At 55.4% G+C, this 16,819-nt stretch carries 14 protein-coding genes; 9 read left to right on the top strand and 5 right to left on the bottom strand.

What is annotated here, in order from left to right; genetic code table 11:
• A partial coding sequence (locus RQ738_RS01970) for a DUF2058 domain-containing protein (protein WP_314161705.1) occupies positions 1–519 on the top strand: 519 nt, incomplete at its 5' end.
• Between the two features lie 70 nt (positions 520–589).
• On the opposite strand, the gene RQ738_RS01975 is transcribed toward RQ738_RS01970, so the two are convergent.
• Together RQ738_RS01975 and RQ738_RS01980 are read right to left on the bottom strand one after the other, a co-directional pair.
• Positions 590–2,635, bottom strand: a complete 2,046-nt coding sequence (locus RQ738_RS01975) for an ATP-binding protein (protein ID WP_314161706.1) — start codon at positions 2,633–2,635, stop codon at positions 590–592.
• Positions 2,632–3,330 (bottom strand): response regulator, encoded by a 699-nt coding sequence (locus RQ738_RS01980; RefSeq protein WP_314161707.1) that lies wholly within the window; start codon positions 3,328–3,330, stop codon positions 2,632–2,634. Before RQ738_RS01980 ends, RQ738_RS01975 begins: the two co-directional genes overlap by 4 nt.
• Positions 3,331–3,576: 246 nt before the next feature.
• Here RQ738_RS01980 and pdsO point away from each other — a divergent pair, with 246 nt between their 5' ends.
• From pdsO to cynS, 8 genes are all read left to right on the top strand, one after another.
• Positions 3,577–4,368 (top strand): sortase-associated OmpA-like protein PdsO, encoded by a 792-nt coding sequence (gene pdsO, locus RQ738_RS01985; protein WP_314161708.1) that lies wholly within the window; start codon positions 3,577–3,579, stop codon positions 4,366–4,368.
• An 11-nt stretch (positions 4,369–4,379) separates the two neighbouring features.
• Entirely contained in the window at positions 4,380–4,553 is a 174-nt protein-coding gene (locus RQ738_RS01990; RefSeq protein ID WP_314161709.1) for a hypothetical protein, read from the top strand.
• On the top strand, positions 4,531–6,630 hold the full coding sequence (locus tag RQ738_RS01995; RefSeq protein WP_314161710.1) for a marine proteobacterial sortase target protein: 2,100 nt from the start codon (positions 4,531–4,533) through the stop codon (positions 6,628–6,630). Before RQ738_RS01990 ends, RQ738_RS01995 begins: the two co-directional genes overlap by 23 nt.
• A complete protein-coding gene (locus RQ738_RS02000) occupies positions 6,627–7,187 on the top strand; it encodes a class GN sortase (protein ID WP_314161711.1) in 561 nt (186 codons plus the stop codon). Before RQ738_RS01995 ends, RQ738_RS02000 begins: the two co-directional genes overlap by 4 nt.
• 355 nt (positions 7,188–7,542) lie before the next feature.
• Complete coding sequence (locus RQ738_RS02005) at positions 7,543–9,024, top strand: ABC transporter substrate-binding protein (RefSeq protein WP_314161712.1); 1,482 nt, start codon at positions 7,543–7,545, stop codon at positions 9,022–9,024.
• Entirely contained in the window at positions 9,024–9,854 is an 831-nt protein-coding gene (ntrB, locus tag RQ738_RS02010; protein ID WP_314161713.1) for a nitrate ABC transporter permease, read from the top strand. Before RQ738_RS02005 ends, ntrB begins: the two co-directional genes overlap by 1 nt.
• A 9-nt stretch (positions 9,855–9,863) precedes the next feature.
• Complete coding sequence (locus RQ738_RS02015) at positions 9,864–10,781, top strand: ABC transporter ATP-binding protein (RefSeq protein ID WP_314161714.1); 918 nt, start codon at positions 9,864–9,866, stop codon at positions 10,779–10,781.
• A 45-nt stretch (positions 10,782–10,826) separates the two neighbouring features.
• Positions 10,827–11,267: a cyanase gene (gene cynS, locus RQ738_RS02020; protein ID WP_314161715.1), complete on the top strand. Its 441-nt coding sequence runs from the start codon at positions 10,827–10,829 to the stop codon at positions 11,265–11,267.
• A gap of 90 nt (positions 11,268–11,357) precedes the next feature.
• Here cynS and RQ738_RS02025 read toward each other — a convergent pair whose 3' ends face one another.
• Genes RQ738_RS02025 through RQ738_RS02035 form a run of 3 tightly spaced genes read right to left on the bottom strand, consistent with a single transcriptional unit; the run spans position 11,358 to position 16,589 of the window.
• Entirely contained in the window at positions 11,358–12,338 is a 981-nt protein-coding gene (locus RQ738_RS02025) for an aminoglycoside phosphotransferase family protein (RefSeq protein WP_314161716.1), read from the bottom strand.
• A complete protein-coding gene (locus tag RQ738_RS02030; protein WP_314161717.1) occupies positions 12,331–15,531 on the bottom strand; it encodes an efflux RND transporter permease subunit in 3,201 nt (1,066 codons plus the stop codon). Before RQ738_RS02030 ends, RQ738_RS02025 begins: the two co-directional genes overlap by 8 nt.
• A gap of 5 nt (positions 15,532–15,536) precedes the next feature.
• Positions 15,537–16,589: an efflux RND transporter periplasmic adaptor subunit gene (locus RQ738_RS02035; RefSeq protein WP_314161718.1), complete on the bottom strand. Its 1,053-nt coding sequence runs from the start codon at positions 16,587–16,589 to the stop codon at positions 15,537–15,539.
• Between the last annotated feature and the right edge of the window lie 230 nt (positions 16,590–16,819).

The raw sequence follows: 16,819 nt of genomic DNA on the forward strand, positions 1-16,819 counted from the left end.
GCTGGCGTCGTCAGCAAGCAGCACGTTAACAAGATCAAAAAAGAGTCGCATAACAAAAAGAAACAGAAAGGCTCGAAGAATGATGCTGTTGTTGACGAGACCCGGCTCAAGGCCGAACAGGCAGCAAAGGAAAAGGCTGCCCAGGATCGTGAACTAAACAGGCAAAAAGACCAACAAGCGCGAGACAAGGCGCGCTCTGCTGAAATGGATCAACTCATCAATGCCAATCGAATTGCCCGCAATAAAGATGGCGATGACGACGAGCTTGTCTACAACTTCGAGCACGGCGAGCAGATCAAGCGCATCTATATCAATACGGGTCTGAAGCAACAGATCGTGAATGGCAAAGTCGGCATTGCCAGTATCGATGGCCGCTATGAACTCGTGCCCAAAGCCGTCGCCGAAAAGATCCTGCAACGGGACGAGAACCGCGCGATCCTGTTCAGCGATGAAGAACCGGTTATGGATGAAAACGACCCTTATGCTGATTACCAGGTACCCGACGACCTGACGTGGTAAACGTGAGCCAACATATACCTTTCAACTTCATTCTTTACGTGTAAAAAACTGCAACAGTTCCTGGCATAACTCAGTCAATGGCAGGCAGAACCAGTGTTACCCTCACCCCTGTAATATCAGTACGATTATCTGCTTGTAATTGACCACCGTGGTGTTCGGCAATGGTACGGGCGACATACAGCCCCATGCCCAGGTGTGGCCGCTCGTCACTCGAGGGACGGGTAGTAATCATGGACATAAAGGTGGAACCACGCAATTGTTCTGGCAATACTGGACCTTCATTGAGAATGCGACAAATAATCCGGCCTCCTTCAGTTACCAGTTGTACATTAATCGGGCTCCTGTCGTTTGCGAAGTCAATGGCATTATCCATAAGCTTGTCGAATAACTGTTCGATACGCAGTGCACTGCCAATAATCTCGACACCATCAGCAGGACCAGTGAAGATAAATTCCTGCCGGGGATGTGAATGGCGGCAGCTTTCTACATAGGTATATACAAGCAGTGCAAGATCAAATCGGGTTTTCTCGTCTCCCTGCAGAGCCTGTTCCAGGCTCGCCGCTTCGGTCAGGCTGTCCATAATCCGGCTTAAACGCTGAATACCACGTTCCGCACTATGCAGATAATGCTCATCATTCATATCCGGATATTTCTCGGTCAAATTCTGCAATGATGTGCTGATGACATTTAACGGGTTGTTTATCTCATGACGCAGTGTTCGCGGCATGCTTTCGAGAAAGCCTGTATAGCGTTGCAGACGCTGCAGCATGGCACTCATGCGTTGTGACAATTGCCCCAGCTCATCGCGGCTTGAATGTTCAGCACTGAGTTCCGTCGTCGTTATACGTCCTTCACCATCGATTGCCATATCGGCTTCATGACTCAGTCGACGAATTCGCCATGCCAGCCACGATGCAAATCCAAGCAGGCTGAGAATGATCACCAGTAGCACCGCCAGAGTAGTCAGGGTGATTTGTAAAAACGTCTTGCGCTGCAGGGTAAGGATATCGGTCGTATTTTGCATTAATACGACCGCGCCGAGGATCTGCTCTTTACCGAGTATCGGCTGTGCGGCAATAATGACCTCATCATCGGTGTTATCCTGCACGATACGGCGCACCACCGGTGAACCATTCAGCGCTTCCTGTACCGGGTGTTCATCCAGCCGCTCGATTGTATTTCGCTCATACAGGGATTCACCCCCCACTGCAGCGCGCACGCGTTGCTGCCTGTCGACGATCCAGATATGCGCATCTGAGCGCGCCAGTCCGCGTAAAATATTTTCCAGTTCCGGTGATCGAACCACCAGCACGTTGAGTTCACTTGACCACTGTGATGGTAGACTGCCTATCTCGGCATCTACCTGACGATTGTCAGCATCATCGACATCCGCCACACTGATATGCAGGCGTTTGTCTTGCCCCAGCAACCCCTGTTTCAGGCGAAATTCAACGACATAACCATTAGCACCTTCGTACCATTCAGCATAAATGCCATCAAACGGATAACCATTGAGCGGATACTTCCACTCCTCATCTACTTCATAGGCGCTGACCGTCCCGGGGCCTTCAGTAACCAGGACCACGCGCCGAATAGTGTCATTTGAATCAATAAAGGTCATGCGGACATGGTCACCGTTGTCCAATCGCCGGTAACCGGGATGCCGGTAGACGATGGTCTTGTCACTGACCTGTATCACGCCATAAAGATAATCCTGCTGAACACCCAGTAGCAGTGAAAAATTCGGCAGGTCAGCCACATTTTCCTTGCGTAATGAAATAACACTTTCTTTTGCATAATGATTGGCATGCGACAACAGGTCTTTCCAGTCATCCAGATAACCATCGATCTGAATAGGCACATCCAGGGGATAGGCATATACGGAACCCTGTTCGACAAGCGAGGTCGGGATATTCTCTGCCAGGTCAAACAGATCACTGCGGTCATGCAATACAGTTGCTATTGCCTGAGTGGCAAGCAGTTGCGCCTTTTCCTGCCCCTTGAGCAGGAAGTCTTTCATTTCCACGAGATATTGATAACCCAGCGATGGGATTAACAGTAACAGCAGACTGATAACAATAAGGTGACCGCGAATACTGGTATTTTTGTCTTTCACGCACACACCCAGCGATAACCGAAACCGTAGACACTCTTGATACAGTCGAAATCTTTATCAATATCACGAAACTTGTTACGCAAGTGCAGTATGTGGGTATTGATGGTGTTGTTCTGTACCACGCCCTGACGTGTTGCGTCGGCGAGTTCATCATAACTCACACCGCGTGCATCTTTCTTGTTGAGCAGTTCCTGCAATACGCTGTACTCGGTAAAGGTCAACACCAGTGACTGCCCCTGCCAGGCCACCTGCATACGTTCTGTATCGAGGGTCAAGTCACCGATCTGCCGGATATTGGCGACAGGGGTCTTTTCCTGGTTGATATTCAGGATGCGAAATACCGAGCTGGCCCGTTCAGCGAGAAACTCCAGTGACACTGGTTTAGTCTGATAGTCCCATGCTCCCAGGCGCAGGCCGGAAATTCGGTCTATGTCATCATTACGGCTGGTCAGGAAAATGATCGGCAGGCCGGACTGACGTGCCAGCAGATAGCGGCACAGTTCAAAGCCGGCATCCTGTTCCTCGCCGAGCATGATGTCGAGGATCGCAAGATCCGGCAGTTGCTGTTCAAACGCCGCCTGCGCCTCGGCGCGTGAGCCATAGGCCAGTACCTGGTAGCCACGCCGTATCAGCGCATCGGTACAGTTTTGCCGCTGGTCCTGATCGTCCTCAACGATGGCAATGGTTCTTTCCAAACGATTATCTCCGGTTTTACTGCATCAACTGTACCTCACCTTATTTGTCATGTAGAGCATCGAGTTCAACTTTCCATGATTTCTCCATGATCTTTCCATCCTCCGGCAAAGATTGAAACACCCGCTATTGCTTAAATCCTTATCGAACATGACTTCGGCGCAGACAGGCACGGTCATCGGGGCAGCATTCACACCGATTTTGCCAGGGACGGCAGCGCTGAACCAATCGCAAACAAGGAGAACATGATGAAAAAGACACTTATTGTTATCACCCTGGCCTCGGCCATAACCAGCACCGCCGGTTTTGCTGCTGAAGCGGAACCTGGCTACCAGCCAAGTCGACAGGATGCCGGTCTCGGTATCGGCCTGCTTGCCGGTGCCATCGTTGGTGGGCCGATTGGCTTTGTGGTCGGAGGCCTGGTTGGCGCACAGGCTGGTCAGGCCGGGGACTACCGGCAACAGCTGGAGGAAAAAGACCGGCAACTGGTCTCACTGCGCAAGGACATCGCTCTCGCACGGACCAGCAAGGTCAGGGCCGCTGTTGAGGTGGATCAGGACAAACCAGCACGGTTCCATAACACGGCCGCAAGCAGCCAGAACCCAGCGGGCAAACTGGCCACCGGCATGCGTGTCGATGTGCTGTTTCGTACCAATAGCGAAAACATCGAGCCGCATTACACCTCGCAACTACAGCGAATCATTGCCGTCATGAAGCTGTTCCCCGAGGTAGACATCCAGCTCGCCGGTCATGCCGACCCACGTGGCCCGGAAACAAATAACCTGGCCCTCTCCCAACGCCGTGTGAACAGCGTCCGCCAGGCCCTGCTGAAGGCCGGCATCAAAAACGGACGTATCCATGCCACGGCCTGGGGTGAACGCAAAACGATTTCCACACCGAAAGATATCGAGGCATACGCCTTTGATCGCCGCGTGGTAGTGGATTTTATCAGCAAGCCCTCAGGTCATGACCAGGCGGCAATGCGAACAAACGCTGACCAGGCTGGTGGCCATTTCCTGCCAGCCAGCCTGGAACAATAGGGCTCGCCGTCATGAAACAGTTTGTGCCGATCAGCGATGAACTTATCTTCGACCACCCGGAACAGATCCGCGAACCGTTGGTGCCGTTCAGCCATGAGTATGATTGTTATCACCCGCTGAACAGCGCCGCGAGCGAACATACATCAGACAAGGATACTTCGCATGAAAAAAATAATAACCGATAAACAGCATGTAGCGCACTGGATACTGGGCCTGATGTTACTGGCCGGCGGCAACCCGGCCTTGTACGCCAACGATAGTGGCATACGCACACACAACGTGACGCGCGGCTCATTATTGTTAAAGACAGAAGTTGCCGGCCAGTATATCCCCTCACCACTGCTGGACACGGATGTGACGATGCAGATCTCGGGTATGGTGGCAAGAGTCAGGGTCAGCCAGCAGTTTCGAAATACCGGCCGTGAATGGGCGGAAGGGGTTTATGTATTTCCCCTGCCGGAACAGGCGGCCGTCGACAGCATGCGTCTGCGAATTGGTGAACGTGTTATCGAAGGGCAGATAAAGGAACGCCGGCAGGCGAAAAGGATTTACCAGCAGGCCAGGCGCAGTGGCAAACACACCTCACTGGTGGAACAGGAACGGCCGAACATGTTTACCACCTCGGTCGCCAACATCGCCCCCGGCGAGCAGGTAAGTGTCGAGATCGAATACCTGCAAACCCTTACCTATACAGATAACCAGTTCAGCCTGCGTTTCCCGCTGGCGATTACGCCACGCTATATCCCCGGCCAGGCAATCACGCCGCTCAGGGATGCGGTCCGTTTTACTGACAACGGCTGGGCCCGGCAACAGCCAGCCGCTACTACCGTGAGCGTACCGGATGCCGGTCGCATTACGCCACCTGTCGCCACACCGGCAGAAGAACTGGTCAACCCGGTCTCCATCGACATCACACTGGCCGCCGGCTTTCAACTCGCCAAACTGAGCAGCCCTTATCACGCCATCCGGGATCAACAGGATGCCGAGGGGGTGTTTCACATCACGCTGGCAGAAGGCAATGTGCCGGCAGACCGTGATTTTGAACTGGTCTGGAAACCGGTCGCACACGAAGCACCGGTAGCCGCGATGTTCCGGCAGCGTTACCAGGATGAGGAATATGCCCTGCTGATGGTCATGCCACCGGACATCGCCAATATGAAACAGCATGTCGCAGCACGTGAGTTCGTTTTTGTTATTGACGTATCAGGTTCGATGAGTGGTGATTCGATTACACAGGCAAAAGCCGCACTCAAACTCGCGCTGGAACGCCTGACAGCACGCGATCGCTTCAACATTATCTGGTTTAACCACGGTTACGGCAGCTTGTTTCCGGATGCGCGTATTGCCACTTCATTTCGCGTAACACATGCAAAACGTTTTGTTGAACAACTACATTCCAGTGGCGGAACCGAGATGCAGCCGGCATTAAAGCGAGCACTGACTACTCGCAACGATTTCAACACGCTGCGTCAGGTGATTTTCCTCACCGACGGAGCGGTGGGAAATGAAGAACAGTTATTCAAGACGATCAACACCCATCTCGGTGACAATCGCCTGTTTACTATTGGCATTGGTCCTGCACCCAACAGTTACTTCATGCGCAAGGCGGCCGAGCGTGGCCGCGGCACCTTTACCTATATTGGCAATACCCATGAGATACTGGCAAAAATGGAGCCGCTCTTGCTCAAGTTATCGCAACCGGCACTCACCGATCTGAAACTGATCTTGCCTGACAGCACCGTGGTCGAGACTCTGCCGGCGCCCCTGCCCGATCTCTATTTAGGCGAACCTGTCGTGCTGGCCATGAAGGCAGACCGATTACCTGACAATCTGCAACTGCAAGGCATATTCGGGGCCATGCCATGGCAAACACAGGTGAACCTGTCCGGCGGACAACGTCGTGAAGGCATTGCCGCCGTGTGGGCACAACGCAAGATCGCATCATTTATGGATCAGCGCCTGGCAGCGCATGACCAGGACGAACGCCATATATTACGTGAAAACATTCTGCAGCTTGCACTGAAGCATCACCTGGTAAGTAAATTCACCAGCCTGGTTGCCGTCGATATTACCCCCGCACGTCATAATAAGCCGCTCGTCAGTCATGCGCTGAAAACACAATTACCCAAAGGCATGAACTATCAAAAAGTATTCGGCATGGCGAAGACGGCGACGCCTGCGATGATGCATATACTTATCGGCATGCTATTACTGGTGCTGGGCCTGGTCGGCCGGCAATGGCTTAACAGGACAGGGAGTTGAAAAAATTCGCGTTACTACTGTTGATGTGCAGTGGTGGCTTCCTGCTGGCCGACGGCGGCTGGATTTATCTCAAGGCAGTGCTCGCGCAACAGTTACTCGAGCATTCCTGGCAACAAACGCTGGAAACCACGCAGCCGACCAGGCCCTGGCCGTGGGCAGACACCCGGGTGGTGGCAAGGCTCACTGTGCCGGCTCAGGGTATTGCACACATCGTCCTCGCCGGTGACAGCGGGCGGACGCTGGCATTTGGCCCGGGACACACGCCGGGTAGCGCCATGCCCGGCGAGGCCGGCAGTGTTGTGATCAGCGGTCACCGTGATACTCACTTTCGCTTTCTGGAACAACTGCAACAGGGAAACGAAATAGATTTGCAAACCGCAAGGGGGCATTATCGCTACAGGGTACGGGATGTGCGAATACTGAATATACATCGACATAAGCTGGCCAGTGATCCGGACAGCAAGTTACTCTACCTCGTAACCTGTTTTCCGTTTGACAGCGTGGTAAGCGGCGGGCCGTTGCGTTATGTGGTGAGTGCCGAATTGATCGAAGTATAGCCACGAAGACAAGAGACGGTAAAAGGCGCAATCCTTTCCTGCCGGCAATTCCCCCTGTTAAATTCTTTCTGTTAACCGTAAGTCTGCCAACCCCGACAAGCTGCGACTGAATCACCTCAACTTATAGTCTTACCGGCTACACCCCTCTGCCACGATACCGTCATCCACTGACCCCCCCAGATCGGGCTACTTGAACGCTTCCCGAACATTGGCATAGCACGTGCACTATCAAATCATGAGTGCCCGGTATTGCTGCAATTTATCGCTGTTAATGCATTAGAAACGGGAATTGACGCACTGAACTGGTGCGGATTTTATTGCAATGCATCATCTTGAAACACAAGAGGGAAAAGACATGACGTACAAGAGCCTGAATGACCCGTTCAACCCGGATAAAAGTTTACTTCACGAGGCCAGTTGCGATTGTGCGCTGTGCAAATCGGCCCAACAAAACCTGGCTACCGACAACCTGAGTGCCAGCCAGCGCCAGGAGGTGCTGGAGAAACAGATATTTGAACCGGCGACGACAGATCAACCATCGACAATCTATACAGCCGAGGACAATACCGGCCTGGCGTCAACGGAAGACATGATGGACCGCGCGATTGAAAGCGCGGTGGTGCGCTCGGTGTTCGGGCACAATGAAATGAGTCGACGGTCATTTCTCGGCCTGGTCGGTGCCGGCACAGCCACTGCCCTGCTCGGTTCGATGTTCCCCTTGAACGAGGCCAAGGCTGCCCTCAAGGACAGCCTCGGCAAGCTGGAAAAGACCAAACTCGACGTAGGTTTTGTGCCCATTACCTGTGCGACGCCGATCATCATGGCGCACCCGATGGGCTTTTATGAGAAATACGGCCTGGACGTCAATGTCATCAAGACCGCCGGATGGGCGGTGGCACGCGACAAATCCTTATCCAATGAATACGACGCGGCGCACATGCTCACACCTATGCCGCTGGCAATGAGCATGGGCGCAGGTTCTACTGCCAAGCCCTTCATCATGCCGGCGGTCGAAAACATCAATGGCCAGGCCATCGTGCTGCACGTTGACCACAAGGATAAACGCGACCCGAAACAATGGAAGGGCTTCAAGTTCGGTGTGCCTTTTGAATACTCCATGCATAACTTCCTGTTACGCTATTACCTGGCCGAACATGGCCTCGACCCTGACACGGATGTACAGATCCGGGTCGTGCCACCACCGGAGATGGTAGCCAACCTGCGCGCCGGCAACCTCGACGGTTATCTCTCACCCGACCCGTTCAACCAGCGCGCCGTATGGGAGAAGGTTGGCTTCATTCACCTGCTGACCAAGGAAATATGGGAAGGCCACCCCTGCTGCGCCTTTGCCTGTTCGCAGGAATTTGCCACCGAAAACCCCAATACCTACGGGGCACTATTGCGCGCTATTATTGATGCAACCCACTACTCGGCCAAACAGGAAAACCGCAAGGAGATCGCTGAGGCCATTGCGCCGAAGAACTATCTCAACCAGCCGGTTCCGGTTATCCAGCAGGTACTCACCGGGCGTTACGCGGATGGTCTCGGCGGTGTCCAGAACGAACCCTCGCGCATCGATTTCGACCCGTTCCCGTGGCATTCAATGGGCGTGTGGATCCTTACCCAGATGAAGCGCTGGGGCTACATCAAGGGCGACGTGGAATACCGGAAGATTGCCGAGGAAGTCTACCTGGCTGCCGACACCGCGAAGATCATGAAGGAACTGGGTTACACACCACCGGACAAGACCTATGAAAACTACACCATCATGGGTAAGACGTTCGATTACACCAAACCCGAAGAATACGTGAACAGCTTCGCTATCCGGAGGACATAATGCCGGGGTCACAACGATTCAGGGCAGGTATCTTATCCTTGCTGCTGCTGGTGCTTTTTCTCGGTATCTGGGAAGGCCTCAACATTGCACCAGAGGATACGGCACCACTGTCCGAGTATGAGCTGCTGATGGGGGGCGCCTCGCAAGAGGCGCGCGTCCCGCCACCCTCTGCTGTCATCGAGCGCGCCATCGAGGAACTAAGCAATCCCTTCTATGATGCCGGCCCCAATGACAAGGGCATCGGCATCCAGTTGGGTTATTCCATTTACCGCGTGCTGACGGGCTTCTTCCTTGCCGCCCTGGTGGCCCTGCCACTCGGCTTCCTGGTCGGCATGTCGCCCTTGATGCATAAGGCGCTCGATCCTTTCATACAAGTCTTGCGCCCCATCTCGCCTCTCGCATGGATGCCACTTGCCTTGTTTATTATCAAGGATTCGGAGGCCTCGGCGATCTTCGTCATTTTCATTTGCTCGATCTGGCCCATGTTGATCAACACCGCGTTCGGTGTTGCCAACGTTCGCCAGGACTGGGTGAATGTGGCACGCACTCATGAACTGGGTCCCCTTAAGACCGCGTTCCAGGTGATTCTGCCCGCTGCCGCGCCGACCATTCTCACCGGTATGCGTATTTCCATCGGCATAGCGTGGCTGGTTATTGTCGCCGCTGAAATGCTCGTGGGCGGAACCGGCATCGGTTACTACGTGTGGAATGAGTGGAACAATCTTGACCTGATCAGCGTCATCTTCTCCATCCTAATGATCGGCGTCGTTGGCATGCTGCTCGATATGCTGCTTGGCAGCCTCAGTCGACTGGTCGAGTACGAAGAATAGGAGTACACCATGAATAAATATTTCCTCGAAATCCAGGGCCTGTCCAAGCGTTACCCGAGCCCGGGTAGCGAGCAGCCACTGACGGTATTCGAGAATGCCAACTTTGGCATCAACAAGGGCGAGTTCGTCTGCATCATCGGCCACTCCGGTTGCGGTAAATCCACCATCATGAACATCCTTGCCGGGCTGGATGAATCCAGCGACGGCGGCGTTATCATGAACGGCAAGGAAGTCAGCGGGCCGAGCCTGGAGCGCGGCGTCGTGTTTCAGAACTACAGCCTTTTGCCCTGGCGCAGCACACTGAAAAACATCACTTTTGCGGTGCGGGCGCGCTGGCCTGGCTGGAGTAAGGGACAAGTGCTGGAACACAGCATGAAGTTTCTCGATCTGGTCGGCCTCAAGGAGGTCGTGGATCGTAAACCCTCCCAGCTTTCCGGTGGCATGCGCCAGCGTGTCAGTATTGCCCGCGCCTTTGCCACGCAGCCGCAATTGTTGTTGATGGATGAACCGTTCGGGGCACTTGATGCCCTGACCCGCGGCATGATTCAGGAGGAGCTGCTCAAGATATGGGAAGAGACACACCAGACGGTATTCATGATCACCCACGATGTTGACGAGGCGATCCTGCTCTCGGATCGAATACTGTTGATGACAAACGGTCCGCAGGCACGGGTCGCGGAATCTATCAAGGTATCCATCCCGCGTCCACGCAACCGCACCGACATTATCCACCACCCCGGTTATTACAAGATACGTAACCACCTGGTGGACTTTCTTATCAACCGCTCGAAGGAGCTATCCGGTTCAGCGGTTAACAGTGATGCCGGCACAGCGAAGCCCTGTACTGACCACCCGGTAGTGGTTGACCCGATAACGGCGGGCAGCGAAACACCTGCAGAACCGTCATATAAACAGGCTGCCATGTAGCGGCCACCCCGCAAAAACAAACTACATTACCAGGAGATAGATACGATGAAAAAACTTGAAATGACCGAGGTCATAATGGCCGCCAAAACCTCTTCCGGGCTGGGATGGGAGGCCATCGCCGAACATGCCGGGCTGGCCCCGGTGTTCCTTACCTCCGCCTGCCTGGGCATGAATAGCCTCAAGCCCGAGTTTGCCGACAAGGTCTGTGAAATCCTCAAACTGCCTGATGAGGTTTCTGTCGCCCTGCAACAGTTTCCGCACAAGACCTGGGACAAGGCGGTGCCCACCGATCCTGTCATCTACCGTTGGTATGAAATCGTCGGCGTCTATGGCGAAACTATCAAGGAATTGATTCACGAGAAATTCGGCGACGGCATTATGAGCGCCATTGATTTCTCCATGCACATTGACAAGGAAGAGAATCCTGCCGGTGACCGCGTGGTCGTTACCCTGAATGGAAAGTTCCTGCCCTACAAGAGCTGGTAGGTCTTGCTGTCCCGATAAAAAAGCCCGTCACAGACGGGCTTCTTTATTACTGCCTGCCAGCCCGACGATCTGGCAGGGCCGCTTTCCGGTTTACCCTTTAATCTCGTCCAGCAAGGCGGCGAACTCGTCGAGTTCCGGGTAACATCCTGCCACGTCTTTCACATAGCCCAGAGTGCGAGGGATATCGTTGATATAGCCCCCCTTACCGTCGCGGTGTAACAGGCGGGCGAAGATGCCGATGGCCTTGAGGTGCCGCTGTACACCCATGAGGTCAAAGTGACGCAGAAACTGCATCTCGCTGACATGGTCTTCGTTGACAATGCCGGATTCGACGGCGATTTGATAATAGTTCTGCACCCATTCCTCAACGCGTTCGCGTGGCCAGGCGATGTAGCAATCACGCAGCAGGGAAACCAGGTCATAGGTCACCGGTCCGATCACGGCATCCTGGAAATCAAGCACCCCGGGGTTATATTGTTCCGTGAACATCAGGTTACGTGAATGGTAGTCGCGGTGGACGCAGACCTGCGTTTGCGCCAGTGCGTTGTCGACCAGCAGCTGGTTAGTGGTGGCCAGGGTTGATTCCTGCCCGGCATCGAGCGTCATGCCAAGATGCTTTTGCAGGTACCAGTCTTTGAACAAGGACAGTTCAACGTTTAATAATTCGGCGTCATAGTCCGGCAGGCCGGCCGAGGCCGGATCGATGCAGGCCTGTAACCGGGCCAGGGCACCTGTCGCGTCACCATACAGACGATCGACATTGTCCTCATTCAGGACGTCAAGGTAAGTTGTGTTACCGAGATCGCTCAGGAGCAAAAATCCCTCTTCGAGATCGCTGGCGATCACTTCCGGGGCATGCATGCCGGCGGCATGTAACAGGTTCGCCACGTGTACAAAGGGCCGGCAGTCTTCCTGTGGTGGCGGGGCATCCATGACGATGCGTGTGGTGCCATCGGTCTGGATGCGGAAGTAGCGGCGGAAACTGGCATCATTCGAGGCCGGCACCAGTTCATGGTGTGTGCCGGTCAGGGCATGCAGCCAGGCCAGCAGGTTCTGTTCACGTTCAGTCATTTTCAGCAGGGTGTTCACTCACGAGACAAATTGGGGCGATGTTCTCATCCGGCTCGGGCTGGCCGAGAAGCCGCCGTAAGCCGCGGCAAGTATAGTGGCGCAGATCATCGGCGATGAGATAGAAGCAGGGTAACACAACCAGGATCAGGACCGTGGCAAATAACAGGCCAACACCAAGGCTGACGGCCATCGGCGACAGGAACGCGGTCTGGCCGGTGGCGAAGAAGATGAGTGGCGAGATGCCCAGGAAGGTCGTGATCGTCGTCAACAGGATGGGACGAATACGCACCCGCCCCGCCTCGATCACGGCCTCGATACGGTCCCAGCCCTGGGCACGCAGGCGCTTGATGAAGTCGACCAGAATCAGGGAATCATTCACGACGATCCCGGACAGCGCAAGAAAGCCGACCAGGGACAGGAACTGCAAGTGATAACCGAACACGGCATGACCTATGATCACACCGCTGATGCCAAACGGAATGGCGAACATGACCACCAGCGGGTCCAGCAGGGAACGGAACAGCGCGATGAGAATAAAATAAATGATCGCCAGCGCAACGAAGGTCGCACGGATCATGTCGGCGATGGAATCAGCCGCCTCTTTCTTTTCCCCCAGGAAGACCAGGTCGTAACCCGGGCGGCGCTCCGGCAAATCTGCGAATTGCTGACGGATCTGTTCCGCGGCTTCCAGTGGCGTAATGATCTCGCTATTCACCTCCGCGGTGACCGTGGCCAGACGCTGGCCGCCACGCCGGCTCACCGCGTTGAGGCCTCGGCCGATGTCGATATCAGCCACCTCACCGAGATAAATCGCCTCCCCGCCAGGCAGGGTTATGCGCAGCCTCTTCAACTGTGATGAGGTTTCCCGCCAGTCTTCCGGGTAAATGACGCGTACCGGGATACGCTTGTCTCGCCAGGTCACATACGTCACCTCCAGACCCAGGAAGCCGCTGCGCACGGCATTGGCCAGGTCACGTTGCGTCAGCCCCAACTGCCGGCCACGTTCATTCAGTGTGTATCGGTATTCAAGCTTGCCGCTTTCCATGTCCTGACGCGCATCGTGGACCCCGGACAGGCTGCGCAGGTAGTCGCGGATGGCGATGGCCTCTTCCTGCAACACCGCTATATCGTGGCCGCGCACACCGACCTCAATGTCGGCACCGGCGGGCCCGCCCTGTGGCCGCAGGATGGAAAGTCGCTGCACGCCGTTTATCCGCGCTATTCTTTCCCGAACGGCATCAATGATCTCGTTGGCATCGCGTTGCCGCGTGCCTTCGCGTTCAAACCGCAAGTTCACCACGGGCGTTACCCAACGCTCGATAAAACCCTGCGGCTCCTGCTTCTTCAGGTCGATAACCAGCTGGATATAATGGCTGCCAAAACGGAAGCGGTTGAAGTCAATAATGGTGATACCAACATTCGTCAGCATGGTCTTTAGCTCGTTGTCGGCAACCACTTCCTCGATCGCGCTTTCCGCCTTGGCGGCAAGGCGGCGTGAGTCATCGATACTGAAGGTGCTCGGGGCCTCGATATTGACAAAAAACTGGCCAATGTCGACGTTACCGAACAACTGGAATGGCAGGCGGGTTTGCGCGAACACGACCAGGATCAGCAACACCCCGACTGTGGCCAGGCTGACCAGGTAGCGGCTGTGCACGGCGCGCCGCAAGACCTTCAGGTATCTCTGCAGCCAGGCGGACCAATCGACAAAACGGGAGTGGTTGCTCTTTTCGACGCGCAACACTTCAGCCGCATGGGAAGGCAGGACACCGAACGCCTCGAGCAGGGAACCCAGCAGGGCAAATATGACCACCGCCGGAATAACCGCGATAAAGGTGCCGAGTGTGCCGCCGATCGAGAACATCGGCAGGAAGGCCGCAATCGTGGTAGTGGTCGAGGCAATGACCGGCCAGAACACTTCACTGGCGCCGGTCTGCGCGGCCTTATAGCGCGGCATACCCTCTTCCATGTGCCGGTATACATTCTCGGTCACAATGATCGCATCATCAACGATCATGCCCAGCGCAATCAGGAACGCGAACAGTGAAATCATGTTAATGGTGTAACCAAAGTAATTGATCATGATGATCGCAAACAGGAATGACACCGGGATACCCATCGCGGTGATAAAGGCCACGCGAAAATTCAGGAACAGGTACAGCGACAGCAGTACCAGCACCAGGCCCACCAGCCCCGATGACTTCACCGTGTTCAGGCGGGTTTTGACATAGACCGACAGGTCACTGAACAGGCCGATGTGCAGGCTTCCCGGCAATTCGTCCTCGAGCTGTGCGGCCAGCACCCGCACACGATTGGCCACCTCGATAGTAGAGGCCTCGACCGTCTTGGTGATGGTCAGGTTGACCGACGGCTTGCCATTAAAACGGCCCAGGGTTTGTGCCTCTTCAAGGCGTAACTCGACGCGGGCAACCTCTCCCAGCAGGAGTTGTCCACCACGGTCGTTGGTTCGCAACGGGATCCCGGCCAGCCCCTCGACATCCGGAGTCGTTCCCTTGCCGCGCAGGAGAATGTCGCCCTCCACGGATTTGATCGAACCACCCGGGATATCGTTGAGATTATCACGCAGGGCACTGATCACGCTGCCGAGGGGAACCTTGCGCGCGGCGAGTTGCTCCGGATCGACTATTGCCCAGAGTTCCCATTCCCGGTCGCCGGCCACACCGACGCTGGCAACACCGGGGATCTGTAATAACTTGCGTTTCACCTGCTCGGCCTGGGTATACAGTTCGCCGCGAGCGATCTCACCATAGAGGGCGACGCTGATCACCGGGAAGCGGGTTTCGAGGCGAACCACCTCGGGGTCTTCGATCAGGTCCGGCAAGTCCGTAATACGACTAATGCGATCCCGGGCGTCATTGAGAAATTCATCGATATTCGTGCCCGGCTTTAACTCGATCATAACCGTCGATACGCTTTCCTGGCTCACCGAGGTAATGACGTCGATATCCGCGACACCATCAAACTCCTCCTCGATCGGCAAGGTCACCTGCCGGTCGACCTCTTCCGGGGTCGCGCCCTCGAACACGGTGCTGATGCGTACCTTGTCGAGCTCAACCGCCGGAAACATTTCCTGCGGCATGACCTGCCATGACAGCACCCCCATAATAAGGACGATGACCAGCAGCATGTTGGTCAGCAGGGGGTTATTGATACTGAAGCGAATAAGGAACATCGTATTTACCGGCTGATGTTCACTGTCTGGCCGTGGCTCAAAGTAGCGACGTTATCGGCGACAATGACCTCCTCCTCCCGCAGTCCGTGCGTCACGACCACCTGCTCGGCATGGCGCAGGCCGGTACGCACCTCGCGGCGTTCAAGCTGGTTTTCGTGAATAACAAAGACATAGGCCTGTCCATCCTCATAGAGAACGCTCGCCACCGGCACGGCCAGTACCGAGTCCAACGGGCTCAACGGCAGCCGCGTCCGGGCCAGGCCACCCGGTAACAAACCCTCACCCGGCAGGCGAATCCGCAGGGCATGGGTAAAGGTACTGGGGTCCGGGTCACTGCGCAGGGCAATGATATGCCCTGGTATCTCGCGGCCTTCCGCCCCGATACTGACCTCCTGCTGCAGGTGCAGCGCCGCGGCGGCCGCGCCAGAAACCTCGGCATAAAAGTCCATTTGCGCCAGGTCCACCAACTCCACGGCCGTGCTCGCCGGGGTGACGTAGTCACCGGGCTCAATCTCTACCGTGTTCACCGTGCCGGGGAACGGTGCGCGGAGTATCGTGCGCTGCAGGTTACGCTGTGCCCGGGCCAGTGCCGCCTGGTAGGTATTCAGGCGCGCCGCGGCAGTCTCGACGCTGTATTGCAGCTGTGCCTCGGCGGACTCCAGTTGCAGCAGGCGCTGGCGAGCCTGATCCAGACGCGAGGCCGACACCAGGGATTCTGCCCCGAGCTTCTCCAGGCGAGCCACTTCATTCGCCTGTAGCTCTTTGTCTTTTATGGATATTTTTAGAAGCCAGCGGTCGCGCTTGATAGCTGCCTGTTCCATCTCCAGGCGAGCCTGCGCCTCGGCAAGAGCATCACGGGCATCACCGTCTTCCAGGCTCAGCAACAAGGCCCCCGCGCCGACAACCTCGCCCGGCTCAACATGGCGAGCCGCGAGCTGACCACTGATTTCAAAGCGTAACAGGGCACGATTGGCCGGCTGCAGCCGCCCGGTGACCTCGACCTGCGGACGCAGATCCACGCTCTCGACCACGAAGTCTTGCACGCTTACGGCTGCCAACGGCTCCGGCGTGGCTATTTTGTCTGGCCGACTTAGCAACAGGAGGAGTACAATAAGTATGGTTGCACCAACAATGGCTACTGCACTAACAATTTGCCTGGATAGGCTTTTTTTTGATTCTTTTGTCACAATTTCCGGCTATCCCTGATAAAAAATTTGAAGCAGGTGTCATTCTATGCGATTTTAGGCGGCCCCACGATGGGGGTGGGATAATAAAACAAAATTCAGAT

It is taken from the genome of Sulfuriflexus sp. (assembly GCF_032250955.1).
Taxonomy (GTDB): Bacteria; Pseudomonadota; Gammaproteobacteria; order AKS1; family AKS1; genus Sulfuriflexus.

What these genes read in the sequence shown, in the direction of transcription:
- ntrB (WP_314161713.1), top strand. Translation starts at nt 9,024, where the DNA reads ATGCCGGGGTCACAACGATTCAGGGCAGGTATCTTATCCTTGCTGCTG.
- RQ738_RS01995 (WP_314161710.1), top strand. Translation starts at nt 4,531, where the DNA reads ATGAAAAAAATAATAACCGATAAACAGCATGTAGCGCACTGGATACTG.
- RQ738_RS02025 (WP_314161716.1), bottom strand. Translation starts at nt 12,338, where the DNA reads ATGACTGAACGTGAACAGAACCTGCTGGCCTGGCTGCATGCCCTGACC.
- RQ738_RS02015 (WP_314161714.1), top strand. Translation starts at nt 9,864, where the DNA reads ATGAATAAATATTTCCTCGAAATCCAGGGCCTGTCCAAGCGTTACCCG.
- pdsO (WP_314161708.1), top strand. Translation starts at nt 3,577, where the DNA reads ATGAAAAAGACACTTATTGTTATCACCCTGGCCTCGGCCATAACCAGC.
- RQ738_RS02005 (WP_314161712.1), top strand. Translation starts at nt 7,543, where the DNA reads ATGACGTACAAGAGCCTGAATGACCCGTTCAACCCGGATAAAAGTTTA.
- cynS (WP_314161715.1), top strand. Translation starts at nt 10,827, where the DNA reads ATGAAAAAACTTGAAATGACCGAGGTCATAATGGCCGCCAAAACCTCT.
- RQ738_RS01990 (WP_314161709.1), top strand. Translation starts at nt 4,380, where the DNA reads ATGAAACAGTTTGTGCCGATCAGCGATGAACTTATCTTCGACCACCCG.
- RQ738_RS02030 (WP_314161717.1), bottom strand. Translation starts at nt 15,531, where the DNA reads ATGTTCCTTATTCGCTTCAGTATCAATAACCCCCTGCTGACCAACATG.